Raw genomic sequence first — 25,326 nt, 5'->3', positions numbered from 1 at the left:
AATGCTAATTTACAGTGCTGCGGGAGGCTTCTCTCATAGGATTTTCCTAACTGTGATCCATGTCACTCGAAGGTGGTTTTTTATATTTCGATAATGGGATGTTTCACTGATTTCTATTCCTTAAGGTTATAAAAATCGAGATATCCGCTAAATTAGCTATCAGTATTGCAATTAACTGATCCATTTATTTCATTAATGAGTACTTAATGGATTTTTAAGACAATATTAAAATGTGACTCATGTCTCATTTTTATGTGGCGGTAAAAATCACTCCGCTAAACTGAATTGAGTAAGATAGTGAATAAATAGATTTTTATTGAGTTTTGCACCGCAGGAAATATTGAGAGCAAGATCAAATTTTAGTGATGACTAAATTTCGCGTGATGAATATCACTTAATGAATTTTGTTTTAATCTGAAATTTAATAACGGTTAATAAAGCTGTTTACAGCCACGCAGCCGCAACACACCATTCTGTTAACAACTGGTATGGGAATTAACCTGAGTGATTAATGATGGCGTGCCTTTGTGGCCATTATGCCTCGCCTAATGTGGGCTTAAAACAGCTTACTGCCCCAGCCGAGCTTACTGCGTAACACATGGAAGTAATTATGGCCTTTAGGGTGGATAAGTCTGAGCTGCTCAGAGCTGCGGCGCACTATGATTTCATCGCCGGGTAAGACGGCTAAATGCACGTGGCCATCACAACTTACTTCGAGATTTTCGCCATTTTCAGGGGAGACGACCATCTTAATGGTGCTGCAGGCATCGACCACTATGGGGCGACACGACAGTGTATGCGGAAACATAGGCACTAGTATTAATGCCTGTAAATTGGGGGTTAGAATAGCGCCTCCTGCCGACAGGGCATAGGCGGTAGATCCCGTCGGAGTTGAGACTATCATGCCGTCGGCGCGTTGGCTGTACATGAATTGATTGTCTATATAGACTTCAAATTCAATCATATGGGCAATTTTACCCGGATGGAGTACCGCTTCATTAACGGCAGTATTGCTTGCTTTTAACATGCCATGGCGATAGACCTCGGCCTCGAGTAAAAAGCGGTGCTCGGTATCAAATTCCCCATCGAGCACTTTGGCGAGGGCTTCTTCAAAGGCATCGGGCGGTAAATCCGTTAAAAAGCCGAGATTACCACGGTTTACTCCAATCACACCGACATCGAAGCGCGCCAGTACTCTGGCGGCACCGAGCATATTGCCATCACCACCCACGACTATGGCTAAATCGCAGCGTGCGCCAATCTCTAACAAATCGACCGCGACGATATTTGTCCCTAACTCGCTGGCAACGCGCTCTTCCACAAGAACTTCATACCCTTGCACCGTCAGCCAGTGGTGCAGACGTTTGAGGGTTTGATTTGTCCCTGGGTGGTGTGGCTTGCCAATCAGGCCAATGGTGTGGAACTTTGTGGTCATATTTATGCTAGATCTGGCCTTAGGCCTTGAAACGTCAAAATTGATCCCCATAATATGCCCAGAGTATTTAGAAACAAAGCATTTTTAGCTGGAGTGAAAATGAGCAACGAGTCGATTAAAGCAGAACAGGATCTGATCCAAGAGGGTGTAGAGTCTGAAGTTTCTACCGAAGAAGCGAGTCTGATTGACGAGCTTACCCAAGCCAATTTCCGTATTGAAGAGCTGGAACAGTTACTCGCTGACGCTTTGGCGAAAGTTGAAGAGCAAAAAGATTCAGTTATCCGTGCTGCTGCCGAAGTAGACAATATTCGTCGTCGTGCGGCGATGGATGTGGAAAAGGCTAACAAATTTGCATTGGAAAAATTCGCCAACGAATTACTGCCAGTGTTAGACAATATGGAACGTGCACTGCAAGGTACTAATCCACAGGATGAAACCACCAAAGCATTGTTCGAAGGTGTTGAGCTCACGCAAAAGAGCTTCTTAACCGCCGTGGCTAAGTTTGGGGTAAAACCTATCGATCCACAGGGTCAAGCCTTCAACCCAGACCAACATCAAGCCATTGGTATGCAGCCAAGTGCTGAGTATCCAGCCAATACTGTGATGTTAGTGATGCAAAAGGGTTATGAGCTAAACAGCCGTTTACTGCGTCCAGCCATGGTGATGGTGTCACAGGGCGGCCCTAGCCAAGAAATCAACATTGAAGCCTAAGCTAACGCTTAGCGCTAACTAATAAAAAGGACTGCCGATGCAGTCCTTTTTATTTGTCTGTTGTTTTTCTATTTGCCGTTAATCGTGGTTTATCACGTTTGCAGTATTGTGGGAGCTAAGCTCCCATCAACACTCAATCGGCAAGAAAAGCATTAATTTGCGCTAACATACCTTCGGCATCGAGTTGTAAATCATGGGTCACTTCTTCTGGAGAGCCATGTTTAATAAACTCATCGGGTAGGCCGATTTGCAGCACAGGTTTGGGCATTTTAAGCTTTTGCAGTAGCTCTAAAATGCCAGAGCCTGCGCCGCCCATAATGGCGTTCTCTTCCACTGTCACGAGCACATCGTGGGTTTGCGCCATCTCTTTAACCAAATCCACATCTAATGGCTTGACAAAGCGCATATCGACGACGGTGGCGTCTAAGCTTTCTGCGGCGGTTAAGGCGGCGGCTAAGGTGGTACCAAAGTTCAGCATGGCGATACGTTTGCCTAAACGCTTAATCACGCCTTTACCTATCGGCAATGCCGTCATGGCTTCTACCTGAGTCGCGCCAGTGGCGCTGCCCCTTGGATAACGCACCGCACTCGGGCCAGCATCATAGCAATAACCGGTATAGAGCATTTGGCGACATTCATTTTCATCCGATGGCGCCATGATCACCATATTCGGGATGCAGCGCATAAAGCTTAAATCGAATGCGCCTTGGTGGGTTGGGCCGTCGGCACCGACAATACCGCCACGGTCAATAGCGAACAATACTGGTAAGCGCTGTAGCGCCACATCGTGGATCAGTTGATCATAACCCCGTTGCAGGAAGGTCGAGTAAATGGCGACCACAGGCTTAAAGCCTTCACAGGCAAATCCGGCACCTAAAGTCACCGCATGTTGCTCGGCAATGGCGGCATCGAAATATTGTTTCGGAAAGCGCTGCGAAAACTCCACCATGCCCGAACCTTCACGCATGGCAGGGGTAATGCCTAAGACTTTTTCGTCCTGCTCGGCAATATCACATAACCATTTGCCAAACACTTGGGAGAAGGTTGGCAGTCCCGGCTTAGTGGCTGGTTTCTTAAACTGTGACGGGTCAAATTTAGGTACCGCGTGCCAACCGATAGGATCTTTCTCGGCCGGTTCATAACCACGACCTTTTTTAGTCATGATGTGCAGTACTTGTGGCCCCTTTAGAGAGCGCATATTGCGCAGGGTTTCCACTAGGGCATCGACATCGTGGCCATCGATGGGGCCGATATAGTTAAAGCCTAACTCTTCAAACAGAGTGCCAGGTACGACCATACCCTTAAGGTGCTCTTCGGTGCGCTTGGCCATCTCTTTGATGACCGGCATGCCCTTGAGGACTTTCTTGCTGCTTTCACGAATCGTGGTGTAGAGGCGGCCCGACATCAGTTGCGCTAAGTGATTGTTGAGTGCGCCGACGTTTTCTGAAATCGACATTTCGTTATCGTTCAGCACCATCAGCATATCGTTGTGCAAATCACCCGCGTGATTCATGGCCTCGAACACCATACCGCCCGTCATGGCACCATCGCCAATCACGGCGACCACTTTACGGCCTGCCTGTTCTTTTTCGGCGGCAACGGCCATGGCTAATGCGGCACTGATGGATGTGCCAGAGTGTCCGACGCTAAAGGTGTCGTATTCACTTTCTTCCCGCCAAGGGAAAGGGTGTAAACCGTTCTTTTGCCTAATGGTGTGCATTCTGTCGCGGCGACCAGTGAGGATTTTATGGGGGTAGGCTTGGTGGCCAACGTCCCAAATCAAACGATCAAACGGGGTGTTATAGACATAATGCAGGGCAACAGTCAGTTCGACTGTGCCGAGTCCAGAGGCAAAATGTCCGCTGGACATGCCAACGGACTTAAGAAGAAACTCCCGCAACTCATCGGCCAATTGAGGTAACAGGGCCTGAGGAAGCTGGCGGAGTTCATTAGGAGTGTTGGCCTGAGCCAACACGGGAAACTGTGAAATGTCCAAACTCATAGCGAGATACTTCGTCTCTTATTATATTCTTCGCTCAATGATATAGCGGGCGAAGTCTGCGATTAACTGGCTATTGTATGGCAATTTAGCCAGCGCTGATAGTGCCTCTTGGATCAGTTGCGCGGCGGTATCTTTGGCGCCTTGCAGTCCAAGTAGTTGCGGAAAAGTACTCTTATTGGACTCGGCGTCTGAGCCTTGGGGTTTGCCGAGTTCTTCCGTGGTGGCAATGATGTCCAGAATATCGTCTTGCACTTGGAAGGCAAGTCCTACCGCATGGGCAAATTCCATCATAGTCTGATATTCATCTTTTGGCGCATTAGCGGCAATCAAGGCTAACTCAACTGCGCAGCTGATAAGGGCGCCCGTTTTCATATTGTGGAGTTGAGTTAGGGCCTTAAGGTCGATGAGCTTATCGGTTGAGGCTAAGTCAATCGCTTGGCCGCCGCACATACCACGGTAACCCGAGGCTTTCGCCAGCGCTCTCACCATGGCGATATGTTGCTCGCTGCTGATCCCTGGTACTGCTTCGGTAACAATTTCAAAGGCTAAGGTTTGCAGAGCATCCCCAGCAAGGATGGCGGTCGCCTCATCGAAGGCGATATGCACTGTGGGCTGACCACGACGAAGGTCGTCATCGTCCATGGCGGGTAAATCGTCATGGATTAACGAATAAGCATGAATACACTCAATGGCGGCGGCGCAGGCGTCGAGCTTTTCAAGCGACACGCCAAACATTTGCCCCACACTGTAAACCAAGAAGGGACGAATACGCTTACCACCTAACAGCGCGCCGTGGGTCATGGCGGCCTTTAATTGCGGCGCTGTGTCTTCGAGTGTGCTGAAACGTTGTTTTAATTGGTCATCAACCCGTAGTTGATATTCTTTTATTGCATTGACTAACACGCTTATTCGCCCTCAACGGCATAGGGAGAGAGGGGCGCATTTTCATCCTGCTTGAGTAAAATGGCCACTTTTTGCTGAGCTTGCTCGAGTTTTGCTTGGCTGTTACGCACCAGATTGATGCCACGTTCAAATTGTTTTAACGCATCATCCAGAGAGACATCGCCCTGTTCTAATTCGGCAACGATGCGCTCGAGTTCACCAAGGGATTCTTCAAAACTGAGATTTTCGGGTTTCTTCGCCACGTTAATAATTCCTTTGAAAGAGCGGACACAAGGTATATCAGGGCGACTCAAGGGTCAAATTCAGTCGACGGATATTTGCTCAATAGCACGCTTTGTTGCTGAATTTTTTTCAGAAAATAGAAATTGTCGCTAAACTTGCTTAGTGCTTGTCCGATAAATGACAATAATAGCATTATGCTTATAATCATCCTTTGACATCATAGAGTAAGGCTCAGGTTAAAACCAAAGTGTAATCCCTATGCGGATGACATTTTGTATTATTTTGCGAATAGAGTCAGTATCATGTCGTTTATACCGAATATTGAGGAGCCGTTGTGGATTTAGCTACAGTTATAGGACTAGTCGGGGGCTTTGGTTTTATCCTTTGGGCTATGATGACCAGCGGCGGCCTGGCAATCTTTATCGACGTCCCCTCAGTGTTTATCGTGTTCGGTGGTTCATTCTTCGTCGTAATGATGAAATTCAATCTCAAACAGTTTTTGGGGGCGGTAAAAATCGCCGTCAAAGCTTTTATGTTTAAGATTGATAAGCCAGAAGATCTTATCGAGCAATCCGTGACTATGGCGGACGCCGCCCGTAAAGGCGGATTCCTAGCCCTCGAAGAAGCGCAAATTTCCAACAGTTTTATGCAAAAAGCCGTCGATATGTTGGTCGATGGTCACGATGGTGAAGTGGTGCGCGCCGCACTTGAAAAAGACATTGCCCTTACAGAAGAGCGCCATCGCAACGGCATTGCGATTTTTAGGGCTTTTGGTGACGTTGGCCCTGCGATGGGGATGATTGGTACCTTAGTGGGCTTGGTGGCCATGTTATCCAATATGTCGGATCCTAAATCGATTGGTCCTTCGATGGCGGTGGCCTTGTTAACGACGCTGTACGGCGCCGTGGTCGCCAACATGGTGTGTATTCCCATTGCCGATAAACTCACCCTACGCATGGGTGAAGAAATGCTTAACCGCAACCTGATTATGGATGCGGTATTAGCCATTCAAGATGGCCAAAACCCACGGGTGATTGAAGGTTTCTTGAAGAATTATCTTGCTGAAAAACAGCGGAAAATCGATACAACGGACGGAGAGTAGCCCATGGCTAAGTGCAACTGTCCACCGCCCGGAGCGCCGCTCTGGTTGGCAACATTTGCCGATTTGATGTCCCTCTTGATGTGTTTCTTCGTGCTGCTGCTGTCGTTCTCCGAAATGGACGTGATGAAGTTTAAGCAGATCGCAGGCTCGATGAAGTATGCCTTCGGGGTGCAAAACAAGGTCGAAGTCAAAGACATTCCTAAGGGGACGTCTGTGATTGCATTGGAGTTTCGCCCTGGTCGCCCCGATCCCACGCCGATTGAAATCATTAACCAACAAACCAACGAAATGACCGAGCCTGTATTGGATTATCAAGCGGGTGAAGACGATAGCGCGGGTGGTGTGCAGCAGCAAAATGGTTCACAGCGGGGCGGTGAAGCCTCGGCGACGGCCCAAGAAACGGCGGATGCGGTGAAGGCCGAAGCCGCGGCGGCGCAGGATAAAATCAATCAGCAAGTGAAGAAAATGGCACAGGAACTCAATAATGAGATCACCGATGGGGCGATCGAAATTGAGTCACTTGGGCAGCAAATCATTATCCGTATCCGTGAGAAGGGCTCATTTGCCTCAGGATCTGGCTTCCTGCAGCCGCGATTTAAACCCGTGGTGCGCTCGGTCGGCGAATTGCTAAAAGATGTGCCGGGGATCATCACGGTATCGGGTTACACCGATGATATGCAGATAAGTGATGAGCTCTATAGCTCGAACTGGGATCTCTCCAGTAAACGCGCTGTGGCGGTGGCCGATGTGCTGCTGCAAGTGAAGGGCTTCGATCCTAAGCGGATGAAAGTGGTCGGTATGGCGTCGAATAATCCAATCGTGCCCAATGACTCACCTGAAAATCGCGCACGAAATCGTCGAGTTGAGATTGCAATTGAACAGGGTAAAGCCAAAGAATCCGAAGAAATTCAAGTGGGTAAATAGCTTTTAATCCAAACCTGTGATTCGATAAAAACGCCGTGACTTGCTCACGGCTTTTTTATTTGTGATTTTTTGACTATAAGTTCAACTGTGCATAAGCGCACGCCACGAGCAGTCCGAGTGTGGAAACAGGTGCGCCAATCGCCGTGAGTTTGTTATAATCCGGCGATTATTCTTTTAACCAATTTTGCTGTTTACAAAATTGCCCGCGGAAATCCCATGAAGTTTATTGTAAAGCTGTACCCAGAAATCATGATGAAGAGCAAGCCCGTGCGCATGCGCTTCACCAAAATGCTTGAAACCAACATCCGTAACGTGCTCAAAAAAGTTGATGAAGATGCCAAAGTGCAACGTCAATGGGACCGTATTTGGGTAAAGGTGCCAAATGATAAACCTGAATTAGCTCAGGCCTTTGGTGAGCGTTTAGCCTGTATTCCTGGGATCGCCCATGTGGTGCAAGTGGATGAATACAGCTTTACCTCTGTTGACGATATCTACCAACAAGTCTTACCCGTATATCGCGACCAAATTGCCGGTAAAACCTTCTGTGTGCGCGTCAAACGTACTGGCTCCCACGATTTTAACTCTATCGAAGTTGAGCGTTATGTCGGTGGTGGTTTAAACCAGTTTACCGATGCGATTGGCGTGCGTTTAAAGAACCCTGAAGTGACAGTTAACCTCGAAATCGAGGGCGATAAACTGTATATGGTGACTAAGCGTATCGAAGGCTTAGGCGGCTTCCCAATGGCGACACAGGAAGATGTATTGTCGTTGATTTCGGGCGGTTTTGACTCAGGCGTGTCGAGCTACCAATTTATTAAGAAGGGCGCTCGTACCCATTACTGTTTCTTCAACCTCGGCGGCGCGCAGCATGAAATTGGCGTAAAACAAGTCGCTTACCATTTGTGGAAAACCTATGGTGAATCCCACAAGGTGAAGTTTGTGTCTGTGCCGTTCGAGCCTGTGGTGGCCGAGATTTTAGAGAAAATCGACAACGGTCAAATGGGCGTGGTGCTCAAGCGTATGATGATGCGCACCGCGGCGCGTATTGCCGAGCGTATGGGCATTCAGGCTATTGTCACAGGTGAGAGTTTAGGCCAAGTATCGAGCCAAACCTTAACCAACTTAAACGTGATTGACCGCTGCACCGATATGCTGATCCTGCGCCCGCTGATCGCCATGGACAAGCAGGACATCATCAACGAATGTCGCCGTATCGGCACCGAAGATTTTGCTAAATCTATGCCCGAATATTGCGGCGTGATTTCGCAAAAGCCAACCGTGAAGGCGGTACTGGCTAAGGTTGAGGCCGAGGAGACTAAATTCTCTGAGGACTTGATTGACCGTATCGTTGAGCAGGCCGTGGCCATTGATATCAGGGAGATAGCAGAACAAATGAATACGCGTATCACTGAAACTGAAACCGTTGTTGCTATCGACACCAATGAAGTGGTGATTGATATTCGCGCCCCAGAGGAAGAAGAGAACAAGCCGCTGGAGATTGAAGGCGTGGAAATCAAGCGCATTCCTTTCTTCAAATTAGCGACTCAGTTTGCCGATCTCGATAAGCAGAAGACTTACCTGTTGTACTGTGAGCGTGGTGTGATGAGTAAATTACAGGCGCTATACCTGATTGAGCAAGGTTATCACAATGTTAAGGTTTACCGCCCTTAAGCGATAGCCAGTAATGCACGTGCGAAGGCCAAACATCAATTTTGGCCTTAATGCGCCAATAAGCAGGTAAACGAATACAAAAAAGCCGCATTGGAATGCGGCTTTTGTTTTACTGTTCAGCAGTGCAATTTATTCGGTCTTCACCACTTGCTGGGCCGGTAGCACTTCATCGGCAAGCAATAAGGTAGGATCCTGCAGCGCTTCTTGATGCATTTTTTCCATCGTCGCAGTCAGTTCGGCATTGATGCTTGCCTGTAAGTCACTGGTGTCGATGATAATTTCTGCATCGATAACATTTGCGCTGACATTGGCACTGAGTGCGCTGACTAGCACTAATGCAAAAGCAGATTTTAAATTGAACATAGTCGCCTCCGGGCTGACAAAGTATTGCTGTCAGACATTCCCATCACCCGTTCGAGATTGTCCAACTCATGTGTTTCGTTGGCGCAAAATTTAATCAAAAACGCTGGCCTTTACAAACGATTAAATGTAACAATACGGATTAGAAAAACTAATTAAAAATTGAGATAGAGATCACTATGTCAAGACGCTTACCACCACTGAATGCGGTTAAAGCATTTGAGGCCGCCGCACGGCATTTGAGCTTTACTCGAGCGGCTGAAGAATTGTTTGTGACTCAGGCTGCGGTGAGTCACCAAATTAAGGCGCTGGAAGATTTTCTCGGATTAAAATTATTTCGCCGAAAGAATCGTTCATTGCTGCTGACCGAAGAAGGTCAGAGCTATTTTCTCGATATTAAAGATATCTTCACTCAACTGGCGGATGCGACCGACAGGCTGCTGGCACGGAGCGCCATTGGTTCGTTAACCGTGAGTATGTCGCCAAGCTTTGCGATTCAGTGGCTGGTGCCGCGCCTGTCGAAGTTTAGTGAAAAAAATCCCGACATTGACGTACGAATTAAAGCGGTAGACACAGAGGCCAGCTCCTTAACCGACGATGTCGACGTCGCCATTTATTATGGTTTAGGCAATTGGCCGGGACTGCGGGCCGATAAACTCCGCAATGAAGTGCTGATCCCTGTATGTTCGCCCATGCTGTTAAATGGCCCTAAGCCACTATCAAAGCCGGAAGATTTAAAATACCACACCCTGCTGCACGATATGAGCCGCCACGATTGGCAGGCTTGGTTTAGACAATGTGGGATAAGTGATATCAACGTCAACCAAGGGCCGATTTTCAGTCATTCATCCCTCGTCTTACAGGCGGCGGCCCACGGCCAAGGTGTGGCCTTAGGTTATAGCGTACTCGCTCGCCCCGATATTAAGGCGGGGCGACTGGTGTGCCCATTCCAAGAAGTGCTAGTGAGTAAAGATGCTTATTACCTCGTCTGCCAACAGAATCATGCCGAGTTGGGGAAGGTGGTCGCGTTTCGTGAGTGGATGTTAGATATGTTTGCCGAGGAGTCACGCAGTGAGTTGTTGCCCGGATAATCCTTTGGTCAACGAGGATGTTGTTTCAAACGCCTATGTGTTAGCAGGCGAACCATCAGAAACTTTGATTTTATTTGCCCACGGCGCGGGAGCGAATCGAGATTCGGACTTTATGTGCCAAATGGCCGCAGATCTTGTCGCCAAGGGCTTTCAAGTGATGCGCTTTAACTTTCCCTATATGCAGGCCAATGCCGTGGATGGTAAAAAGCGCCCCCCTGACAGAGCGCCAAAGCTGCTTGCCTGTTTTAGCGAGATGCTCGATGTGGCGCACGCTCAGCCTAAGGTTAAGCGTGTGGTCTTGATGGGCAAATCCATGGGCGGACGCATGGCGGCGTTACTGGCTTGCGATAGTGCGCAAGCGAGCCGCATCGACTGCGTCATTTGTTTAGGTTATCCCTTTATTCCACTTAAGGGCGGCGAACCTAGGTTAGAACCCCTAAACGACTGCCAAGTGCCGGTGTTAGTGCTGCAAGGGGAGCGGGATAAGTTTGGCGGTAAGATGCAAATCCCTAGCTGGCCGCTTAAGCGCGATATCCAAATTGAATACTTAGCCGATGGGGATCATAGTTTTGTCCCAAGAAAGTCGTCAGGCACGACCGAAGCGGCTAACCTTGCATTGGCTGTTGATTTATCAGCAAAATTTATTGGTTAGTGCTTATTCTTAATGTGGCCTAAAGCGCTCAGGCATGACTGCTAGAGCGTCGTCTGTCGTAAAGCCTATTGGTTTTTGGAGGTAAAAATGCGTAAAGGATTGTTGTTACTCGCCGCGGTAAGCGGATTTTTGGCGGTCGCGCTAGGCGCCTTTGGCGCCCATGGACTCAAGGCTGTCGCGCCGCCTGAGCTGATTGAGGTGTTTAATCTGGGGGTGCAATATCACTTCTACCATACCTTTGCGCTGATTGCCGTGGCCTTTGCCGGGCAGTGGTTAACCTCGCGTTTGCTGGACTGGGCGGCGTACCTGTTTATGGCGGGCATAGTGCTGTTTTCTGGCTCGCTTTACGGTTTGGCGCTGGTCGGTAGCAAATGGTTTGGCCCTATCACGCCGATGGGCGGTGGCTGTTTCCTCTTAGGTTGGTTATTGCTGGCCGCGGCCGTATGGCGCCATAAAGTGGTGGATGGTAACGAGTCATAATGCTCGTATGGCGTAGCCACTGCGCCATGGGTTCATCCAGCCAATCACACAAAAGCCCGATAGCAAATCGGGCTTTTGTGTATTGAAATTGCTATACTGGCGCCCAAATCGATAGTCGGCCATGTTTATGGCTTGGATTTCTTAAGGATCTCCATGAAAAACCTATTTTTATTTTGCCGTGCAGGCTATGAGAAAGAATGCGCAGCAGAAATCCAACAGCGAGCCGCCGAGCTCAATGTGGGTGGCTTTGTTAAGGCCAACAACAACGATGCCTACGTGGTATATCAATGTTTTGAAGAAGACGGCGGCGATACCTTAGTGAAGCAACTGCCGTTGGATTCACTGATTTTTGCCCGTCAGATGTTTGCCGCAAGCGAGCTGTTGGCGGATTTACCCGAGTCTGATCGCGTCAGCCCGATTGTGGCGGCGCTCAGTGATGTGAGTAAAGCGGGTGAGCTGAGGGTTGAAACCCCTGACACCAACGAAGCGAAAGAGCTGTCGGCATTTTGCCGTAAGTTTACCGTGCCTTTGCGCCAGCATTTGAAAAAATCCGGCAGTTTACTGGCGCAAGAAAATCCTAAGCGTCCGATTATTCATGTGTGTTTTATCGGCCCAGGTCGCGCCTACGCCGGTTATTCTTTCAGCAACAACAGTTCACCCTATTTTATGGGGATCCCGCGCCTGAAAATGGCTGCCGATGCGCCAAGTCGCTCAAGCTTGAAACTCGATGAAGCGTTCGCGCAGTTTGTGCCTAAAGAAGAGCAGGAAGAACGGGTTCGTAGCGGCATGAATGCAGTGGACTTGGGTGCTTGCCCTGGCGGTTGGACCTATCAGTTAGTGCGTCGTGGCATGATGGTCTCCGCGGTCGATAATGGTCCGATGAACGAAAAGCTGATGGAAACCGGACAAGTGAAACATTTCCGTGAGGATGGTTTCCGCTTCGAACCACAGCGTAAAAATATCTATTGGTTAGTGTGTGACATGGTTGAAAAACCCGCGCGCGTGGCTGAGTTGATTGAAGCTTGGGCCATCAATGGCTGGTTTAAAGAAGCGATTTTCAACCTCAAGCTGCCGATGAAGAGCCGTTATAAAGAAGTGATGGCGATTTTGAATACCATGCAGGAAATCCTCAAGGAAAACGGCATCAACGAATTCCAGTTGCAGTGTAAGCACTTATACCATGACCGTGATGAAGTGACGGTTCACCTGTGGATTAGACCGAGCCAGGCTTGGAACTAATCAGCGGTTTTTCACCGTTCTTTTAGTGAATGAAGCCCCAAGTGATGTCTGGGGCTTTTTATTTGGCAATTCCGCTAAATGGCGGACATAAAAAAACGCACCCCAAGGTGCGTTTTTTGTTTCGCGCAAGGCGATTATGACAAACGGTCAAGCACCGCTTGAGTGAAGTCAGTCGTGCCGTGGGTGCCGCCTAAATCGCGAGTCGTACGGTCGCCTTCTTCAATCACTGCCGATACGGCTTTACGGATCATGTCGGCTTTATCAGCCATGCCTAAGTATTCCAGCATTTGGATAGAGGCTAAGATCACTGATGTTGGGTTCGCGAGGTTTTTACCTGCGATATCTGGCGCACTGCCGTGAACCGCTTCGAAAATCGCTGCATCACGGCCAATGTTGGCGCCGGGTGCCATACCTAAACCACCGACTAAACCTGCACACAGATCCGACAGAATGTCACCAAACAGGTTGGTGGTCACGATAACGTCGAAGTTTTCTGGGTTCATCACTAACTTCATGCAAGTCGCATCGACGATCATTTCTTCGGTTTTGATGTCTGGGTAGCGTTGGCTCACTTCACGGGCCACTTTCAGGAACAGACCTGAAGTTGACTTCATGATGTTTGCTTTATGCACGATAGTGACTTTCTTACGGTTTTCTTTGCGGGCCAGTTCGTAGGCGAATGTCGCGATTTGCTCAGCGCCTTGACGAGTGACGATACTGGTCGCTTCTGCGGTGGTGCCGTCTTCAGACACTTTTTGACCGTGGCCTGAGTACATGCCTTCGGTGTTTTCACGCACTGTGATGATATCAATGTTTTCATAACGGGCTTGAGTGCCTTTGAAAGACAACACTGGACGCACGTTAGCGTACAGGCCGAATTTCTTACGTAATGTCACGTTGATAGAGGTGAAGCCTTCGCCTACTGGTGTCGTCAGCGGGCCTTTCAGGGTGATGCGGTTTTTTTCGATCAGTTCTAAAGTACGCTGCGGAAGTAGTTCGCCCTGCTTCTCGAGAGCAGTTAAGCCGGCATCGGCAAATTCATATTCAAAATCACAACCTGCTTTATCAAGAATTTTTAAGGCTGAATCAATAATACTTGGGCCAATTCCATCACCTGGAATTACGGTTATCGTTCTTTTTGACATGGAGAAGTCCTTCCACGGTTCGTCGTTACTGCAATTGTCCGACCCGGGATTAGCCGGGTAACATGACTATGAATTTGGTGTTTTTTCTCCCCATTATTTTAACCGTCTTTGGTCAAACTTCACAGGAAATAGTGAGCAATATCACGATTTTTTATCGGGTATAACTTGTAAAAATACTGGGTTATAACGATGATGGAGGACCAATGGTTAAAAAAGTCTACTTTAGTCTAACAACTACATAAAAGAGGAAGACATTGAAGTTATTACCTATCACATCGCTAGTGCTGTTATCCCTCGGAATACTGCCCAATGCCCATGCAGAAACCAGCACTAAACCGCTTACCCTGACCGACATTATGCATTTTGAGTCCCTCGAAAAACCCGTTATCGCTGACAATGGTCAAGTGCTCGCGGTGGAGGTGGCACCGGATCGTGGCGATAGCCATGGTTTGATAAAGAATCTACAAACAGGTAAAGCGTTTCAGATTGAAGGTGGCTCGGATCCTATCGTGAGTCACACAGGCCGTTATGTAGCCATGGCGGTTAAACCCAGTTTACTCACCGTTGAAACCAGCGATGCTAAAGCGAAGAAAAAGCTTAAGGCCGATATGGTACTGCTCGACACTGAAACGGGTACGCAAACCAAATTTGAACGGGTAAAAGAATTTGTCTTTAGCGACGATGGCGCGCATTTAGCCATTTGGTTTGAAGCCGACGAAGAGGCCAAGAAAGACACCAAAGAGAAAACCGAAGGCACTGATGATAAGCCCAAAGCCGAGAAGGTGAAGGTCGATAAATTCGACCAAGGACGTCGTTTGAGTTTAGTGAATTTATCTTCGCCATCGCAGCGGGTGGATCTGGAGCATGTGACCGCCTATCAGTTTGATAAAGACAGTCGCCGCTTGGCCGTTGCGGTCAATGATATCGAGGCGAAACAACATCAACTGCAACTGATTGATTTGAAAGACTACAAAAAATCAACGGCATTTGAATCTCAAACTCAGCAAATCGGTGCGGTTTCACTGTCGAAAAATGGTCGCTGGCTGGCCTTTACTCAAGGGGATGCGAGTGAATTACCCTATGGCCGCAGTTATCAGTTAAGCCTTGTCGATATCGCTTCGGGCAAAATTCGCCCTGTGTCAAACACCAAAGAGTGGACGTTAAACCGTTACGCAAGTTTAAACTTCTCCCTAGACAGTGAACGACTCTTCTTTGGCCGCGTGCCTGAAGTGAGCCAGCAGCTCAGCCTGAAGAAAATTGTCGAAGAAAAAGATCTTTACGACAAAGAGATTGTCACAGGCCTACGTGGACTTAAGGTTTGGCATGGGGACGATCCACGGATTAAACCCCATGAAATCAAGCAATATGATAAAGAGCAAAAGCGCACTTACTTAGCCGTGCTGCATTTAGGTTCAAACAATGTGGTGCAGCTTGGCGATAAAACGGTGCCGGATGTGACTCTGTCGCAGCATAAGCGTTATATGCTGGCAAGCTCTGACTTACCCTATCGCAAGATGATCACTTGGGCGGGTTTTTATCAAGATTATTACTTGGTGGATATCAACACGGGTCGCAAGTTACCGCTGTTAACCCAACAACCCAGCGATGCTGAGCCGAGCTTATCGGGCGACGGTAAATATGTGGCCTATTATCAGCAAGGTAATGTGTATTTATACGATATTGCCGAAGGGCGCCGTACTAATCTGACCAAGTCTTTAAAGGTGAGTTTTGCCGATGAAGACCATGATTATCCCTCCAATGCGCCGGGTTATGGTTTTGGCCCTTGGCTGAAGGACGATGCAGGTTTTCTCGTCTACGACAAATACGATGTGTGGCAGTTTAATACCGCATCGAAAAGCGGATTTGCTTTAACCGCAGGGCAGGGCCGCGCCCAAAAAATCCAATATCGTGTTGAAGGTTTAGTCGATAATCCCGATGAGCCAACCACACTGGCCTACAATGCCACTGTGCTGCTGCATGGTTACAGCGACAAGACTAAGGCCGATGGTTTTTATCAAGCGACCTTAGGCGAAGCGGGCGTTAAGACCTTGATGGAAGGCGAGTATAAATTAACTGTGCTTGGGCGCAGTAAAGATGCCGATACCTTAGTGTTCTCTAAGGAGCGCTTCGATCTGTTCCCTGACTTGTATACTGCAAGCTATCAGGCTCCACACAATGCCGTGAAGCAAACCGACTTAGATAAGCAGCGCCAAGCCTTTAATTGGAGCCAAGCCGAATTAGTGCATTGGACCAATGGCGATGGCAAGCCGCTCGATGGCGTGTTGATTAAGCCGACGAACTATCAAGCGGGCGAGCGTTATCCTGTGCTGGTTTACTACTATCGCTTTATGACCGACAGACTGCATGCCTTCCCGCAAATGAAGGTCAACCACAGACCAAACTTCGCTTGGTATGTGAATAATGGTTATGCGGTATTCTTGCCGGATATTCGTTTCGATATCGGTTATCCCGGTGCCAGTTCGGTTCAAGCCCTGACCTCGGGCGTGCAAAAGCTTATCGACATGGGCGTTGCCGATGCTAACGCCATTGGTTTACAAGGACACTCTTGGAGCGGTTATCAAACCGCGTTTGCCATCACTCAAACCAAGATGTTTAAAGCCGCGGTGGCTGGTGCCCCTGTCGCCAACATGACCAGCGCCTACAGTGGAATTCGCCATGGCACAGGGCTTGCGCGCCAATTCCAATACGAAACGGGCCAAAGCCGCATAGGTGAAAGCCTCTTCGCTGCACCGCAAAAGTATATCGAGAACTCGCCGGTCTTCTATGCCGATCGCATTCAAACGCCGTTGATGATCATGTTTGGCGATAAAGACGATGCGGTGCCTTGGGAGCAAGGTGTTGAAATGTACTTGGCGATGCGCCGTGCGGGTAAAGATGTGGTGTTTTTACAATATGAAGATGAACCCCATCATCTGAAGAAATACCCCAATAAGCTCGATTACAGCATTCGGATGATGGAATATTTCGACCATTATCTTAAAGGTAAACCTGCGCCAACTTGGTTAAGCCAAGGCGAAGCCTATGTCGAATATAAAGCCGATGATGAGTAACCGTCTGTTTTAGGTTTATTCATAAGCAAACGCCACCGTAAGGTGGCGTTTTTTTATGGGAATAAAGGACCAAAGCGAGCGAGTTTTTACTCGAATAAGTTGCTTTCGGATTAAGATATCTGTTGAGTAACGCCTTAAACACTCGTTGGTTTAAGTTTGTGACTTGTTGGAGCCAAAAAGATCACAGCTTTACCAAGCCCGACGTGTTTTGACTTGTTATTTGTTGGTATTAGCACTGCCATAAAAAACTTGCAGAACCGTTACAGCGACAGACGAACGAATACGCCACCCCACCGCCGCCAAAATTTATTTCTGTTTCCCAGTTTGGTCCTTGTTCTAGTTGAACGACAAATTCCATTGGTTCATTACATGCAGTGCAATTAGGTGTTTCATCACCTTGAATCCATGCGGGTTCACCGGAAATTTGACCTAATACCTCTCGAGGGCTAACGCCATTTTTTTCCGCCCATTCTCTTCTTGCTGCTTCGTAGTCATCTCCATCGACCGATACTACCTGAGCTGAGTGCGCTGTATCTCGAAGCGTTTTGCCTTCAGATGGGACTTGGACAAATTCAAGGTCAAATGGTTTTATTACGATTACAGCGTTGCCGCCGCCATCAGCATCCGAATCGTCGCACATTCCAGGATCGTTTTGGCACATGAAAATTTGATGTAATTCTTCTTCAACCGAGATTTTCGCCAAAAATTGCATTGGAAGGTTACAGCAAGCACAAGTCGGCCAGTGAAAATCTTCACCTTTATTCTTAACTGGTTTTCCACCAAAAGAGGTTTCGTTCATTTCGGCTAGATCAGATTTATTTATCAATAGGTTAATCATATTAATTACTTCCGTTGTATAAATTACGCTTGAATAACGCCGAGCCACTAAACGGCTTCGGCTTAAATGAGTTATTAGGCCCCAGCTGGAGAATGGGCAGACAAGAGTCTCTCGACGTCCCGAGCACTAATGCTAGAGTCGTTGAACTCAATAGATGGGTTGCTCTCCAAAAGAGAGAGGACCTCAGCACTGCCAAGCTCGGTGCAGGGAGAATTCATGTGCTGCAAAGCCTAGCTCGCCATCGAGGCAGAACTCAAGTTTGCAGATCTCATCGCGGCGGTATCAAGCACCGGCAGCCGTTGTACAGGGTAAGCGGCGTTCTTATGTATCCCTTCAACGTCGATGTGTTCCATGGGGCCTAACATGTGATTAGTGCACGTTTATTTTGTTAGAGCAGTAAAAGTACAGAATTAACTATTTGTATATAAAGAACTTATCAGTTTCCCATTTAATAAACCATCCTGAAAACGCACATCCTCTTTTTCGAAACCGATTAACTAAAACCAAGGCTTAAATAATTAATTGATTCCAAATGCTTTTATTTTTTAGCGGTTGAGTTGAGACGTACTAATCTTGCCCTAAAATCACTCAAAAGTATCTAAATTCGAATACGACTGTATACCTTTCATGGTTAGTAGCCGTGTGATAGTTGTTGCAGATGTCGCCGTCGACCCTTTAGGGATGATTCTTGTTAAATAAATCGGTGGCTTGTCACTGGGGGAAACAATGGCAATGAATCGGTATTACATTGCCATTTGGGGATATTGTTTAAACGCTCACGATATTTAGCTTAGGGATGATAGTTATACCAGAGCCAAATCAATTTTTGCTTGAGCTTTCGGCTTCTTTGGCGGTGCGGCTAACGATATCGGTGCCAGCTTCGAGGTACTGTTTATAGGTATCATCGCCCCATGCCACGAGTTTATCGTCTTTAAAAATCAGTGGGGTGCATTCTTCTTTGGTGGTCACGCCATCGGATTTTTCATGGTGAGTACGATAAAAGAGTACTTGTAGTTGGCCATCTTTAAGGGATTTGGCTTCTGTAAAATCGGCCTTGCCAAAGAGGCTTTTGACGGTGGAAATGTCCTGTCCTAGGGTTAACTCATTTAATTTCTGGCTGTTATAGACTTGTCTATCTTCCCAATCCATTTCATCCGGGGTGGGCTCATATACCAGCACCACAACAGCGACGAAGGCGACATATGCGGCAAATATACTGCCAATAATGACCGAAGTTTTTGATTTCATTGAATCTAATTCCTTTGCATATCCAATGTACTATCTGGCAAGTCAATAAAATACGCCTTTGATGGCCTAAGGTAAACGGCTTTATTGCAACTTAGTGTTAACAAGATGCGTTAATCGAGCTGCGGCGTATTGGCGGGGCCATTGACCCTAAAATCCTTGAGGTTGATGTTTAAGGGCAAATCGATTTGTAATTGGGCTAATTTATAACTGAGGCGAGCCATATCTCGTCCTTCAGCCAGCTTCTTGGCTTGTTTCGCGCCAAGATTGGGCAGAGAAGAAAACAGCGCAGCTAGGGTTCTGAAGGTTCGCAGTAATTCTGCCGCCGATTTTGGGCCTATGCCTGCGATGCCAGGGATTTTATTGCCGCTATCACCCGCCAGTGCCATTAAATCAAGGAATTGGCTGCGATCGACGCCCAATTTTTGCTCAAGCTCAGCGATGTTGAGGTACTGCTGATTAAAATGATCCCATTGGCTGATACGCGGGTGATTGAGTTGGCTGAAGCCTTTATCGGTCGACACGATAACGGCCTCACCTTGGGCTTTGGCGGTTTTCATCGCAAGGGTAGCTATAACATCATCGGCCTCGGCTGCGGCATAAATCGATTGGATTGGTAAGCTTTTCAGGTGTTCCTGCAGTGCTGGTAAGCCCGCTGCCAGAGGCTCGGGCATAGGTTTACGGCCCTTTTTATAATCGGGGTAAAGCTGTTTACGCCAGGAGATCTCATCACCATCCCAGACAATGGCGACATGGGTCGGGTGGTGAATGCGCAGCAGTTTAGTGCAGGCGACACTCACACGCTCCGTTAAACTGTCCATATCGTTCTCATCTGGGATCGCCGCATAAATCCGGCGAACTAAGTTGAGACCATCGATAATTAAAAACTTATTCATTGGCGGTTATTGTTTTACTTCACTATTTGATAGCAGGGAACATAAGCGCTTCCCGGCAGTTTCATCCGATGTTGGGCGACAAAAGCGCCCAGCAAATTGTCCATCAGCTCCATTAAATGTGGATCCCCTTTAATGTGGAAGGGGCCTAGTTGTTCAATCTGCTTGATGGTGTCTGATTTTACATTACCCGCCACGATACCCGAAAACGCTTTACGCAAATTGGCGGCCAGTTCGGCTTTATTGGCCTGATAATGTAAATCCAAGTTGGCCATCACCTCGTGGCTAGGGATAAATGGCAATTGGAACTCCGGTTCTATCTTTAGTCCCCATTGATATTGATAGGCATCGCCAGTGGCGCGGCGATGGGTTTTCACTTGCTCCATGCCTTGCTTCATCACCCGCGCGACTTCGGCGGGATTGTCTATGATGATTTGATATTTTTGCTGCGCCTCCGACCCTAAGGTGGCGGCGATAAACTCGTCAATTTTAATAAAATAATCCGCGCTCTCACTGGGTCCTGTGAGCACCAGTGGGAAGGGGGTTTCCTGATTTTCTTTATTGAGCAAAATGCCCAAAATATACAGTAACTCTTCGGCGGTACCCGCACCGCCGGGGAAAATAATAATGCCGTGGCCTAGACGCACAAACGCCTCTAGGCGTTTTTCGATATCGGGTAAAATCACCAGCTCGTTAACAATTTGGTTAGGCGGCTCGGCGGCAATAATACTGGGCTCAGTGAGACCAATATAACGGGCATTCTTAATCCGCTGTTTCGCATGACCAATTGCCGCGCCCTTCATCGGGCCTTCCATCGCGCCAGGGCCACAGCCAGTGCAAATATCGAGTTCTCTTAGGCCAAGCTGATAGCCCACCTCGCGGGTGTATTGATATTCGACGGCATTAATACTGTGACCACCCCAACAGACGACCACATTGGGGTCTTTCATCGGTGCGATGGCGCGGGCGTTACGCAAAATATCGAACACTACGTTAGTAATATGGCTGGCGTTAGTGAGATTGATATGTTTAAGGGTGTCGTACTTGTCGCTGATGTAAAGGATATCCCGCAACACCGAAAACAAGTGTTCTTGGATCCCTGTGATAATTTGGCCATCAACAAAGGCTTGTTCCGGTGGATTGATAAGCTCTAGCTTAACCCCGCGTTCACGTTGCAGTACATTGATGTCGAAGTCGTGATATTGCTCAAATAGTGCTTTAGAATTGTCGGTCTTTAAACCCGCGGCGAGTACCGCGAGTGAGCAGTTACGATACAGTTGATATAGGGCGCTTTTGGCGCTTTTTTTGAGGCGATCAACTTCAAGTTGTGAAAGCTGATCCATGCTGCCCTTAGGGCTGACTTTTACTATCATTTATCACTCCTTCGTCTCGACAGGAGTGATAAGAGGCGACGTATAGGCGGACTTTGTTATACGTCAATCACGACCCTGTCTCTGCTTTCATGTTTTGCTTTGTAGAGTGCTGCATCGGCGCGCTCAAAGGTTTCGTGTATGAGCTCATTGCCCATGACTCGTGCAGCCCCTATAGATACTGTAACTGTAATCCGCTGATTTTTAAATTTAAATGGAATATTTTTTACTTTTTCTCTAACTCTGTTTAAAAGTTGAGCGATATCGTTATCGTCAATATCTGGCAAAATGAGCACAAATTCTTCACCGCCGTAGCGGGCGACAAACTCGGTATCCCGTAAAGAATTTTTTAATGCCATGGCGATGACCTGTAGGGTTTTGTCCCCAGTACTGTGGCCAAAACTGTCATTGATGCTCTTAAAGTGATCGATATCTGCAATCGCAATCCATAGTGGAGATTTATGACGTTGGTAATTGCGATACTCAAGCTCCATGCGCTCTTCTAGGGCGGCACGGTTAGGTAATTGAGTTAGGCTGTCCAGCAGATTGAGCTTTTGTTGTTCGAAAAGTCGTTCTTTATAGGTATTGGCCTCGTTGCTCAGCTCGTTAAGCTCTTTGCGCATGGTTTCCATCGATTTACGCAGTAAGGCTTGCTCGCGTTGTTCTAAGGCTTCTTTGCGGGCGAGTGCGGAGCGAATCGAATTGAGCTGTTCGGTTAAACGTGCTTTGAGGTCGACAATATCGTCGGTATCGATAATGGCTTCACCCACATTATCGACTCGAGAATTGATTTCACGATTGAGCTGGGTTTTTAGCTGAAAACTGCGCTGGTTGTGATTATAGGATTCACTCACCACTTCACGTACCGCGGCTAATGCATCGTTTAGGGCGTATAAAAACTCTTGTGAGGCCGATTTTTCGCGGGCGATGTTATCGAGCAGCAGAGATAAAATGGTTTGATAAGCTTCGAGCAAGGTATCGATTTCGACTTCCGATGCCAGCAGCTCTTTAATCACCAGCACTTGGTCGCGTTGATCTTTACGAAACTCAATTTCCGAAATCATTTGTGCCAACTCATGGGCGAGTTGTCTGTGCTTTGGTAACACATCTAACTTTTCAGTTTCATTAAACTGTTGCTGTAGGATGGTGTCGTAGAAGCCGATAATTTGTTTTACTTTAGGAATGTACTCCCACACCGTATGGAACGGTTTAGCGAGATCTTGCTTAAAGTAGTTAATTTCTTTTTTGAGCTTTTCTGGTACAGAGTTAACCCGTTGAATTTGGCGGACGACCTGTGCAAGCCCTGCGCGACTTTCTTCAAGTTGTACCATTACGTGGTGGTATTGGCCTTTTAATAGGCGTTCAACATCGACCAATTCAGGTAGGGCTTCATCGACTCGCTCAAAGGTATTTAAGTTATGGCGAAGTTTGGCAAGCTTATTATCCAATTCTAAGTTTTGACCTTTGCAGGCAAGACTTAAATGACCAATAAATTGGAGTAAAGTTTGTAACTTAGCATTTCTATCTTCATTGACTTCATCGAGGGCAAGTTTTGCCGAATGAAGTTTCTGTTGAAGTAATGCAAGTTGTGTAACAGTCGCGTTGGAATCCTTCATCCGGAGTATTTTCCTAACTCTGCAGGGCTAACAAGCATGACGTCCTCTGTCCAGATTAGCGGTAAACTCATATGCTTCTAATGTTATAACAATGGCGGTAGAGTGCAAATTGCTTTCCCCATGCCACGATGATTAATTGTCGATATTGATCAAATATTTTCTAATAAATGTCGATCTTGGTTATTTTCCCAGCATGGCCAAATGATGTCGTCTTTGGTTGCGCTGGTGTCGACCCTTATCAGGCCGCGTTCAATCCCTTTTTCGAGGTGCAAAAATAGCGGATCGGCAAAGAGTGTCGGTGGCACAAAATCTAAGGCTCTAAGGCTCACATAATGGCTAGTGTCATTCGGCAAACTGCGCGCGCCTGCGAGTGCCATTTGCAGGGTTTCAAACAGTAATTTAGGGGCTATTTTGATTTCTGATTTAGTCAATAGCGGTAAGCTAATCCAGCCTAAATTAAAATGATAGCCCATGCCTTTGGTATCCAGTTGTGCCCGCAGTGTTTGTAATACTCGCTGCGGTTCTTCTGCCTCGGTAAATCTTACGGCAAACAAGCCTTGACGGATCACATACACGGGCATCGACAATGCATTAGTGATATGGCCAGTTAATTGGCGTGTAATGGCATTGGCAAAATATTGGCCGTGATTCAGATCGGTACTGACATGCTCGCGAAATTCAATTAAGGCGAGGGCGGTTGTGGGCGCATTCGCAGGGCTTTGGGCGAGATCCTTTAATAGCGCGGCATATCCTTGATGGTGGGTAAAAGGCTCTTCGAGGCTTAACTGCTGCAGCATGGCGTTTTGGCGTTTGTGCTTACGGCGCTGATTGAGCAGTATGATGATCCCCACTAAGAGTACCGTCGCAATCAGGCCACTAAAGGCGAGCAATTTATTAGTATTTTTAGTGGTTTCAACCGCATCATTCAGTTTGCCTTGTAACATGCTGAGCTCGAGCTTGAGTTGCTGCTCGGCCAACACTGAGGCGGAAACCGATGGATCTTTGGCTGTGCTTTCGAGTGCTTCACTCAATTCGATAATGCGCTTTTGTGTGCTAATCACTTTAGCTTGGTCGTTGAGCTTTTCCGCAGACAGGGCGATTTGTGTCAGCGCCGATTTTTGCTCGTCCTGCAATTTTAAATCGCTGGCGAGAGCCAAAGCATTCTCGGCGTGGCTCATCATCAGCGGCCAATCTTCCTTCGATTGGGCAATCTCACCGATAAGCAGCTCGTTATAGACTAAATAGTGATGGCTTTGTTTTTCTTGAAATATCTGATTCGCCATCAATAAGTATTTGAGGGCGTTTACCTCATCATGTAGGTGTGAATAGGCTTGGCCGAGATTGTGAAAATTTAGCCCTTGCGCGATGTAGTTACCACGTTTGGCGTCGAGCTGCTGGGCATTTAGGTAGTAATCGATGGCGCGGTTCCAATCGCCCTGTTCGCCATACACCATGGCGATGACCGTCATACAGCTTGATAAATAAGTGTCGTTGCCCAGTTTTTTAAAACCTGCGGCAGCCTCATGGGCATTCTTTAAGGCTTCATCCCATTGTTTTAAATCCCGATAGACCTTCGCCAGTTGCAGCTGCAGGTGGGTTTTCATCGAAGGATAATTGGAGCGATTAGACAGGCGAATCGCTTCGCTATAGTGTTGCAACGACTTAGTGAGTTGTTGATTTTTATTGTAATAATGCCCAAGTTTCGATTCGGCCGCCGCGATAAGGTAGTCGTTTCTAAGCTTGTAGGCGATATCGCGGTAGGTATGAAAATGCATTAACGCAGGCACATCTTGGCGGATGACCAGATGCAATCCGCCTAAATGTTCATGAATGGTGTGCTTTAGCAGCATGGATTCCACATCATAACTGTCGTTAATCCGTGTCAGCGCCTCATTATAAAATGCGATGGCCTCTTGGTATTTTTGTTCGGTACGGCCGATATAACGCCCCTTGAGCATAGCGACTGTGGCTTGTTCGAAGGGACTCTGCGCTATGCTTGCCAGTAATTCAATCAGGCTATTGGCGTCTTGAAAGCCAACCTTGGATTTCACATTTGGCTCGAGATTTAACCGCGCAAGCAGTTGCAGAATATGCTCGAATTCATCACTGCTGTAACCCTGCTCTTGGGCGGCACGTTCAAATTGTTCACGATTCTTAAAGGCAATAGGAAAAGAGATGGACTGGTTAAGTCTGTCATACATCTTCTGCGGCGTTTCACGCAATTCTATTTCTTCGGCCTCAAGATCGGCAGCCTTTGTTTGAAAAGAAATAGACATCAACAAGGTCACGAAAATAACAATGAGTTTATGCATGTGTAGGTGGCCCTATATTCCCTAAGTCAAGGAACTTATTTTGT

General features: G+C 47.5%; 21 protein-coding genes. 9 read left to right on the top strand and 12 right to left on the bottom strand.

The features are described 5' to 3' along the window. Positions 1-556: 556 nt before the first annotated feature. Positions 557-1,435 (bottom strand): NAD(+) kinase, encoded by an 879-nt coding sequence (nadK, locus tag N7386_RS15170; protein ID WP_084789193.1) that lies wholly within the window; start codon positions 1,433-1,435, stop codon positions 557-559. Between the two features lie 99 nt (positions 1,436-1,534). On the opposite strand from nadK, the gene grpE reads away from it, so the two are divergent. Next, positions 1,535-2,146, top strand: coding sequence for a nucleotide exchange factor GrpE (grpE, locus tag N7386_RS15165; RefSeq protein ID WP_086902308.1), 612 nt, complete (start codon positions 1,535-1,537; stop codon positions 2,144-2,146). 133 nt (positions 2,147-2,279) lie between these two features. Here grpE and dxs read toward each other — a convergent pair whose 3' ends face one another. Genes dxs through xseB form a run of 3 tightly spaced genes read right to left on the bottom strand, consistent with a single transcriptional unit; the run spans position 2,280 to position 5,293 of the window. Beyond that, entirely contained in the window at positions 2,280-4,148 is a 1,869-nt protein-coding gene (gene dxs / locus N7386_RS15160) for a 1-deoxy-D-xylulose-5-phosphate synthase (RefSeq protein WP_249555925.1), read from the bottom strand. A 21-nt stretch (positions 4,149-4,169) separates the two neighbouring features. Beyond that, positions 4,170-5,051, bottom strand: a complete 882-nt coding sequence (gene ispA, locus N7386_RS15155) for a (2E,6E)-farnesyl diphosphate synthase (protein ID WP_086902310.1) — start codon at positions 5,049-5,051, stop codon at positions 4,170-4,172. Between the two features lie 2 nt (positions 5,052-5,053). Continuing rightward, a complete protein-coding gene (xseB, locus tag N7386_RS15150) occupies positions 5,054-5,293 on the bottom strand; it encodes an exodeoxyribonuclease VII small subunit (protein ID WP_011623480.1) in 240 nt (79 codons plus the stop codon). A gap of 314 nt (positions 5,294-5,607) precedes the next feature. Here xseB and pomA point away from each other — a divergent pair, with 314 nt between their 5' ends. The 3 genes from pomA (at position 5,608) to thiI (ending at position 8,970) form a co-directional block, all read left to right on the top strand. Continuing rightward, complete coding sequence (pomA, locus tag N7386_RS15145) at positions 5,608-6,375, top strand: flagellar motor protein PomA (protein WP_011717762.1); 768 nt, start codon at positions 5,608-5,610, stop codon at positions 6,373-6,375. A gap of 3 nt (positions 6,376-6,378) precedes the next feature. Then, positions 6,379-7,299, top strand: a complete 921-nt coding sequence (locus N7386_RS15140; protein WP_011623478.1) for a flagellar motor protein MotB — start codon at positions 6,379-6,381, stop codon at positions 7,297-7,299. 216 nt (positions 7,300-7,515) lie between these two features. Then, the gene (gene thiI / locus N7386_RS15135; RefSeq protein WP_011717761.1) at positions 7,516-8,970 is read left to right on the top strand and encodes a tRNA uracil 4-sulfurtransferase ThiI; all 1,455 of its coding nucleotides are present in this window, start codon (positions 7,516-7,518) and stop codon (positions 8,968-8,970) included. Positions 8,971-9,099: 129 nt separating this feature from the next. Here the strand turns inward: thiI and N7386_RS15130 are convergent, their stop codons facing one another. Then, on the bottom strand, positions 9,100-9,333 hold the full coding sequence (locus N7386_RS15130; RefSeq protein WP_011623476.1) for a hypothetical protein: 234 nt from the start codon (positions 9,331-9,333) through the stop codon (positions 9,100-9,102). Positions 9,334-9,509: 176 nt separating this feature from the next. On the opposite strand from N7386_RS15130, the gene N7386_RS15125 reads away from it, so the two are divergent. The 4 genes from N7386_RS15125 (at position 9,510) to rlmM (ending at position 12,792) form a co-directional block, all read left to right on the top strand. Continuing rightward, positions 9,510-10,421 (top strand): transcriptional regulator GcvA, encoded by a 912-nt coding sequence (locus N7386_RS15125; RefSeq protein ID WP_011626781.1) that lies wholly within the window; start codon positions 9,510-9,512, stop codon positions 10,419-10,421. Continuing rightward, on the top strand, positions 10,402-11,073 hold the full coding sequence (locus N7386_RS15120; protein WP_279769475.1) for an alpha/beta fold hydrolase: 672 nt from the start codon (positions 10,402-10,404) through the stop codon (positions 11,071-11,073). Before N7386_RS15125 ends, N7386_RS15120 begins: the two co-directional genes overlap by 20 nt. An 87-nt stretch (positions 11,074-11,160) precedes the next feature. Further along, positions 11,161-11,553: a DUF423 domain-containing protein gene (locus N7386_RS15115; protein ID WP_279769473.1), complete on the top strand. Its 393-nt coding sequence runs from the start codon at positions 11,161-11,163 to the stop codon at positions 11,551-11,553. A gap of 153 nt (positions 11,554-11,706) precedes the next feature. Continuing rightward, entirely contained in the window at positions 11,707-12,792 is a 1,086-nt protein-coding gene (rlmM, locus tag N7386_RS15110; RefSeq protein ID WP_011623472.1) for a 23S rRNA (cytidine(2498)-2'-O)-methyltransferase RlmM, read from the top strand. Between the two features lie 134 nt (positions 12,793-12,926). Here the strand turns inward: rlmM and N7386_RS15105 are convergent, their stop codons facing one another. Then, on the bottom strand, positions 12,927-13,937 hold the full coding sequence (locus N7386_RS15105) for an isocitrate dehydrogenase (protein WP_011623471.1): 1,011 nt from the start codon (positions 13,935-13,937) through the stop codon (positions 12,927-12,929). Positions 13,938-14,191: 254 nt separating this feature from the next. Between N7386_RS15105 and N7386_RS15100 the strand changes: the two genes are divergently transcribed. After that, positions 14,192-17,008, top strand: coding sequence for a prolyl oligopeptidase family serine peptidase (locus tag N7386_RS15100; RefSeq protein WP_279769472.1), 2,817 nt, complete (start codon positions 14,192-14,194; stop codon positions 17,006-17,008). A 229-nt stretch (positions 17,009-17,237) separates the two neighbouring features. Here N7386_RS15100 and N7386_RS15095 read toward each other — a convergent pair whose 3' ends face one another. The 6 genes from N7386_RS15095 to N7386_RS15070 all read right to left on the bottom strand — a co-directional run bounded on the left by N7386_RS15095 (position 17,238) and on the right by N7386_RS15070 (position 25,282). After that, positions 17,238-17,846, bottom strand: a complete 609-nt coding sequence (locus N7386_RS15095) for a hypothetical protein (RefSeq protein ID WP_279769471.1) — start codon at positions 17,844-17,846, stop codon at positions 17,238-17,240. A gap of 819 nt (positions 17,847-18,665) precedes the next feature. Next, a complete protein-coding gene (locus N7386_RS15090) occupies positions 18,666-19,094 on the bottom strand; it encodes a DUF3192 domain-containing protein (RefSeq protein ID WP_220056170.1) in 429 nt (142 codons plus the stop codon). Positions 19,095-19,204: 110 nt separating this feature from the next. After that, a complete protein-coding gene (xni, locus tag N7386_RS15085; protein ID WP_279769466.1) occupies positions 19,205-19,987 on the bottom strand; it encodes a flap endonuclease Xni in 783 nt (260 codons plus the stop codon). Positions 19,988-20,001: 14 nt separating this feature from the next. Continuing rightward, a complete protein-coding gene (gene ppnN, locus N7386_RS15080; protein WP_279769465.1) occupies positions 20,002-21,357 on the bottom strand; it encodes a nucleotide 5'-monophosphate nucleosidase PpnN in 1,356 nt (451 codons plus the stop codon). A gap of 56 nt (positions 21,358-21,413) precedes the next feature. Continuing rightward, entirely contained in the window at positions 21,414-22,970 is a 1,557-nt protein-coding gene (locus N7386_RS15075) for a GGDEF domain-containing protein (RefSeq protein WP_279769464.1), read from the bottom strand. Between the two features lie 149 nt (positions 22,971-23,119). Then, positions 23,120-25,282: a tetratricopeptide repeat protein gene (locus tag N7386_RS15070; protein WP_279769462.1), complete on the bottom strand. Its 2,163-nt coding sequence runs from the start codon at positions 25,280-25,282 to the stop codon at positions 23,120-23,122. Between the last annotated feature and the right edge of the window lie 44 nt (positions 25,283-25,326).

This window comes from Shewanella sp. GD04112, from assembly GCF_029835735.1.
Classification (GTDB): Bacteria; Pseudomonadota; Gammaproteobacteria; order Enterobacterales; family Shewanellaceae; genus Shewanella.
Note: the sequence above shows the minus strand (reverse complement) of the source record. Positions and strands in the feature narration are given on the sequence as shown.

Coding starts and splice junctions, on each gene's coding strand:
- nadK (WP_084789193.1), bottom strand. CDS start 1,435: ATGACCACAAAGTTCCACACCATTGGCCTGATTGGCAAGCCACACCAC.
- grpE (WP_086902308.1), top strand. CDS start 1,535: ATGAGCAACGAGTCGATTAAAGCAGAACAGGATCTGATCCAAGAGGGT.
- dxs (WP_249555925.1), bottom strand. CDS start 4,148: ATGAGTTTGGACATTTCACAGTTTCCCGTGTTGGCTCAGGCCAACACT.
- N7386_RS15140 (WP_011623478.1), top strand. CDS start 6,379: ATGGCTAAGTGCAACTGTCCACCGCCCGGAGCGCCGCTCTGGTTGGCA.
- thiI (WP_011717761.1), top strand. CDS start 7,516: ATGAAGTTTATTGTAAAGCTGTACCCAGAAATCATGATGAAGAGCAAG.
- N7386_RS15130 (WP_011623476.1), bottom strand. CDS start 9,333: ATGTTCAATTTAAAATCTGCTTTTGCATTAGTGCTAGTCAGCGCACTC.
- N7386_RS15125 (WP_011626781.1), top strand. CDS start 9,510: ATGTCAAGACGCTTACCACCACTGAATGCGGTTAAAGCATTTGAGGCC.
- N7386_RS15115 (WP_279769473.1), top strand. CDS start 11,161: ATGCGTAAAGGATTGTTGTTACTCGCCGCGGTAAGCGGATTTTTGGCG.
- rlmM (WP_011623472.1), top strand. CDS start 11,707: ATGAAAAACCTATTTTTATTTTGCCGTGCAGGCTATGAGAAAGAATGC.
- N7386_RS15105 (WP_011623471.1), bottom strand. CDS start 13,937: ATGTCAAAAAGAACGATAACCGTAATTCCAGGTGATGGAATTGGCCCA.
- N7386_RS15095 (WP_279769471.1), bottom strand. CDS start 17,846: ATGATTAACCTATTGATAAATAAATCTGATCTAGCCGAAATGAACGAA.
- N7386_RS15090 (WP_220056170.1), bottom strand. CDS start 19,094: ATGAAATCAAAAACTTCGGTCATTATTGGCAGTATATTTGCCGCATAT.
- xni (WP_279769466.1), bottom strand. CDS start 19,987: ATGAATAAGTTTTTAATTATCGATGGTCTCAACTTAGTTCGCCGGATT.
- ppnN (WP_279769465.1), bottom strand. CDS start 21,357: ATGATAGTAAAAGTCAGCCCTAAGGGCAGCATGGATCAGCTTTCACAA.
- N7386_RS15075 (WP_279769464.1), bottom strand. CDS start 22,970: ATGAAGGATTCCAACGCGACTGTTACACAACTTGCATTACTTCAACAG.
- N7386_RS15070 (WP_279769462.1), bottom strand. CDS start 25,282: ATGCATAAACTCATTGTTATTTTCGTGACCTTGTTGATGTCTATTTCT.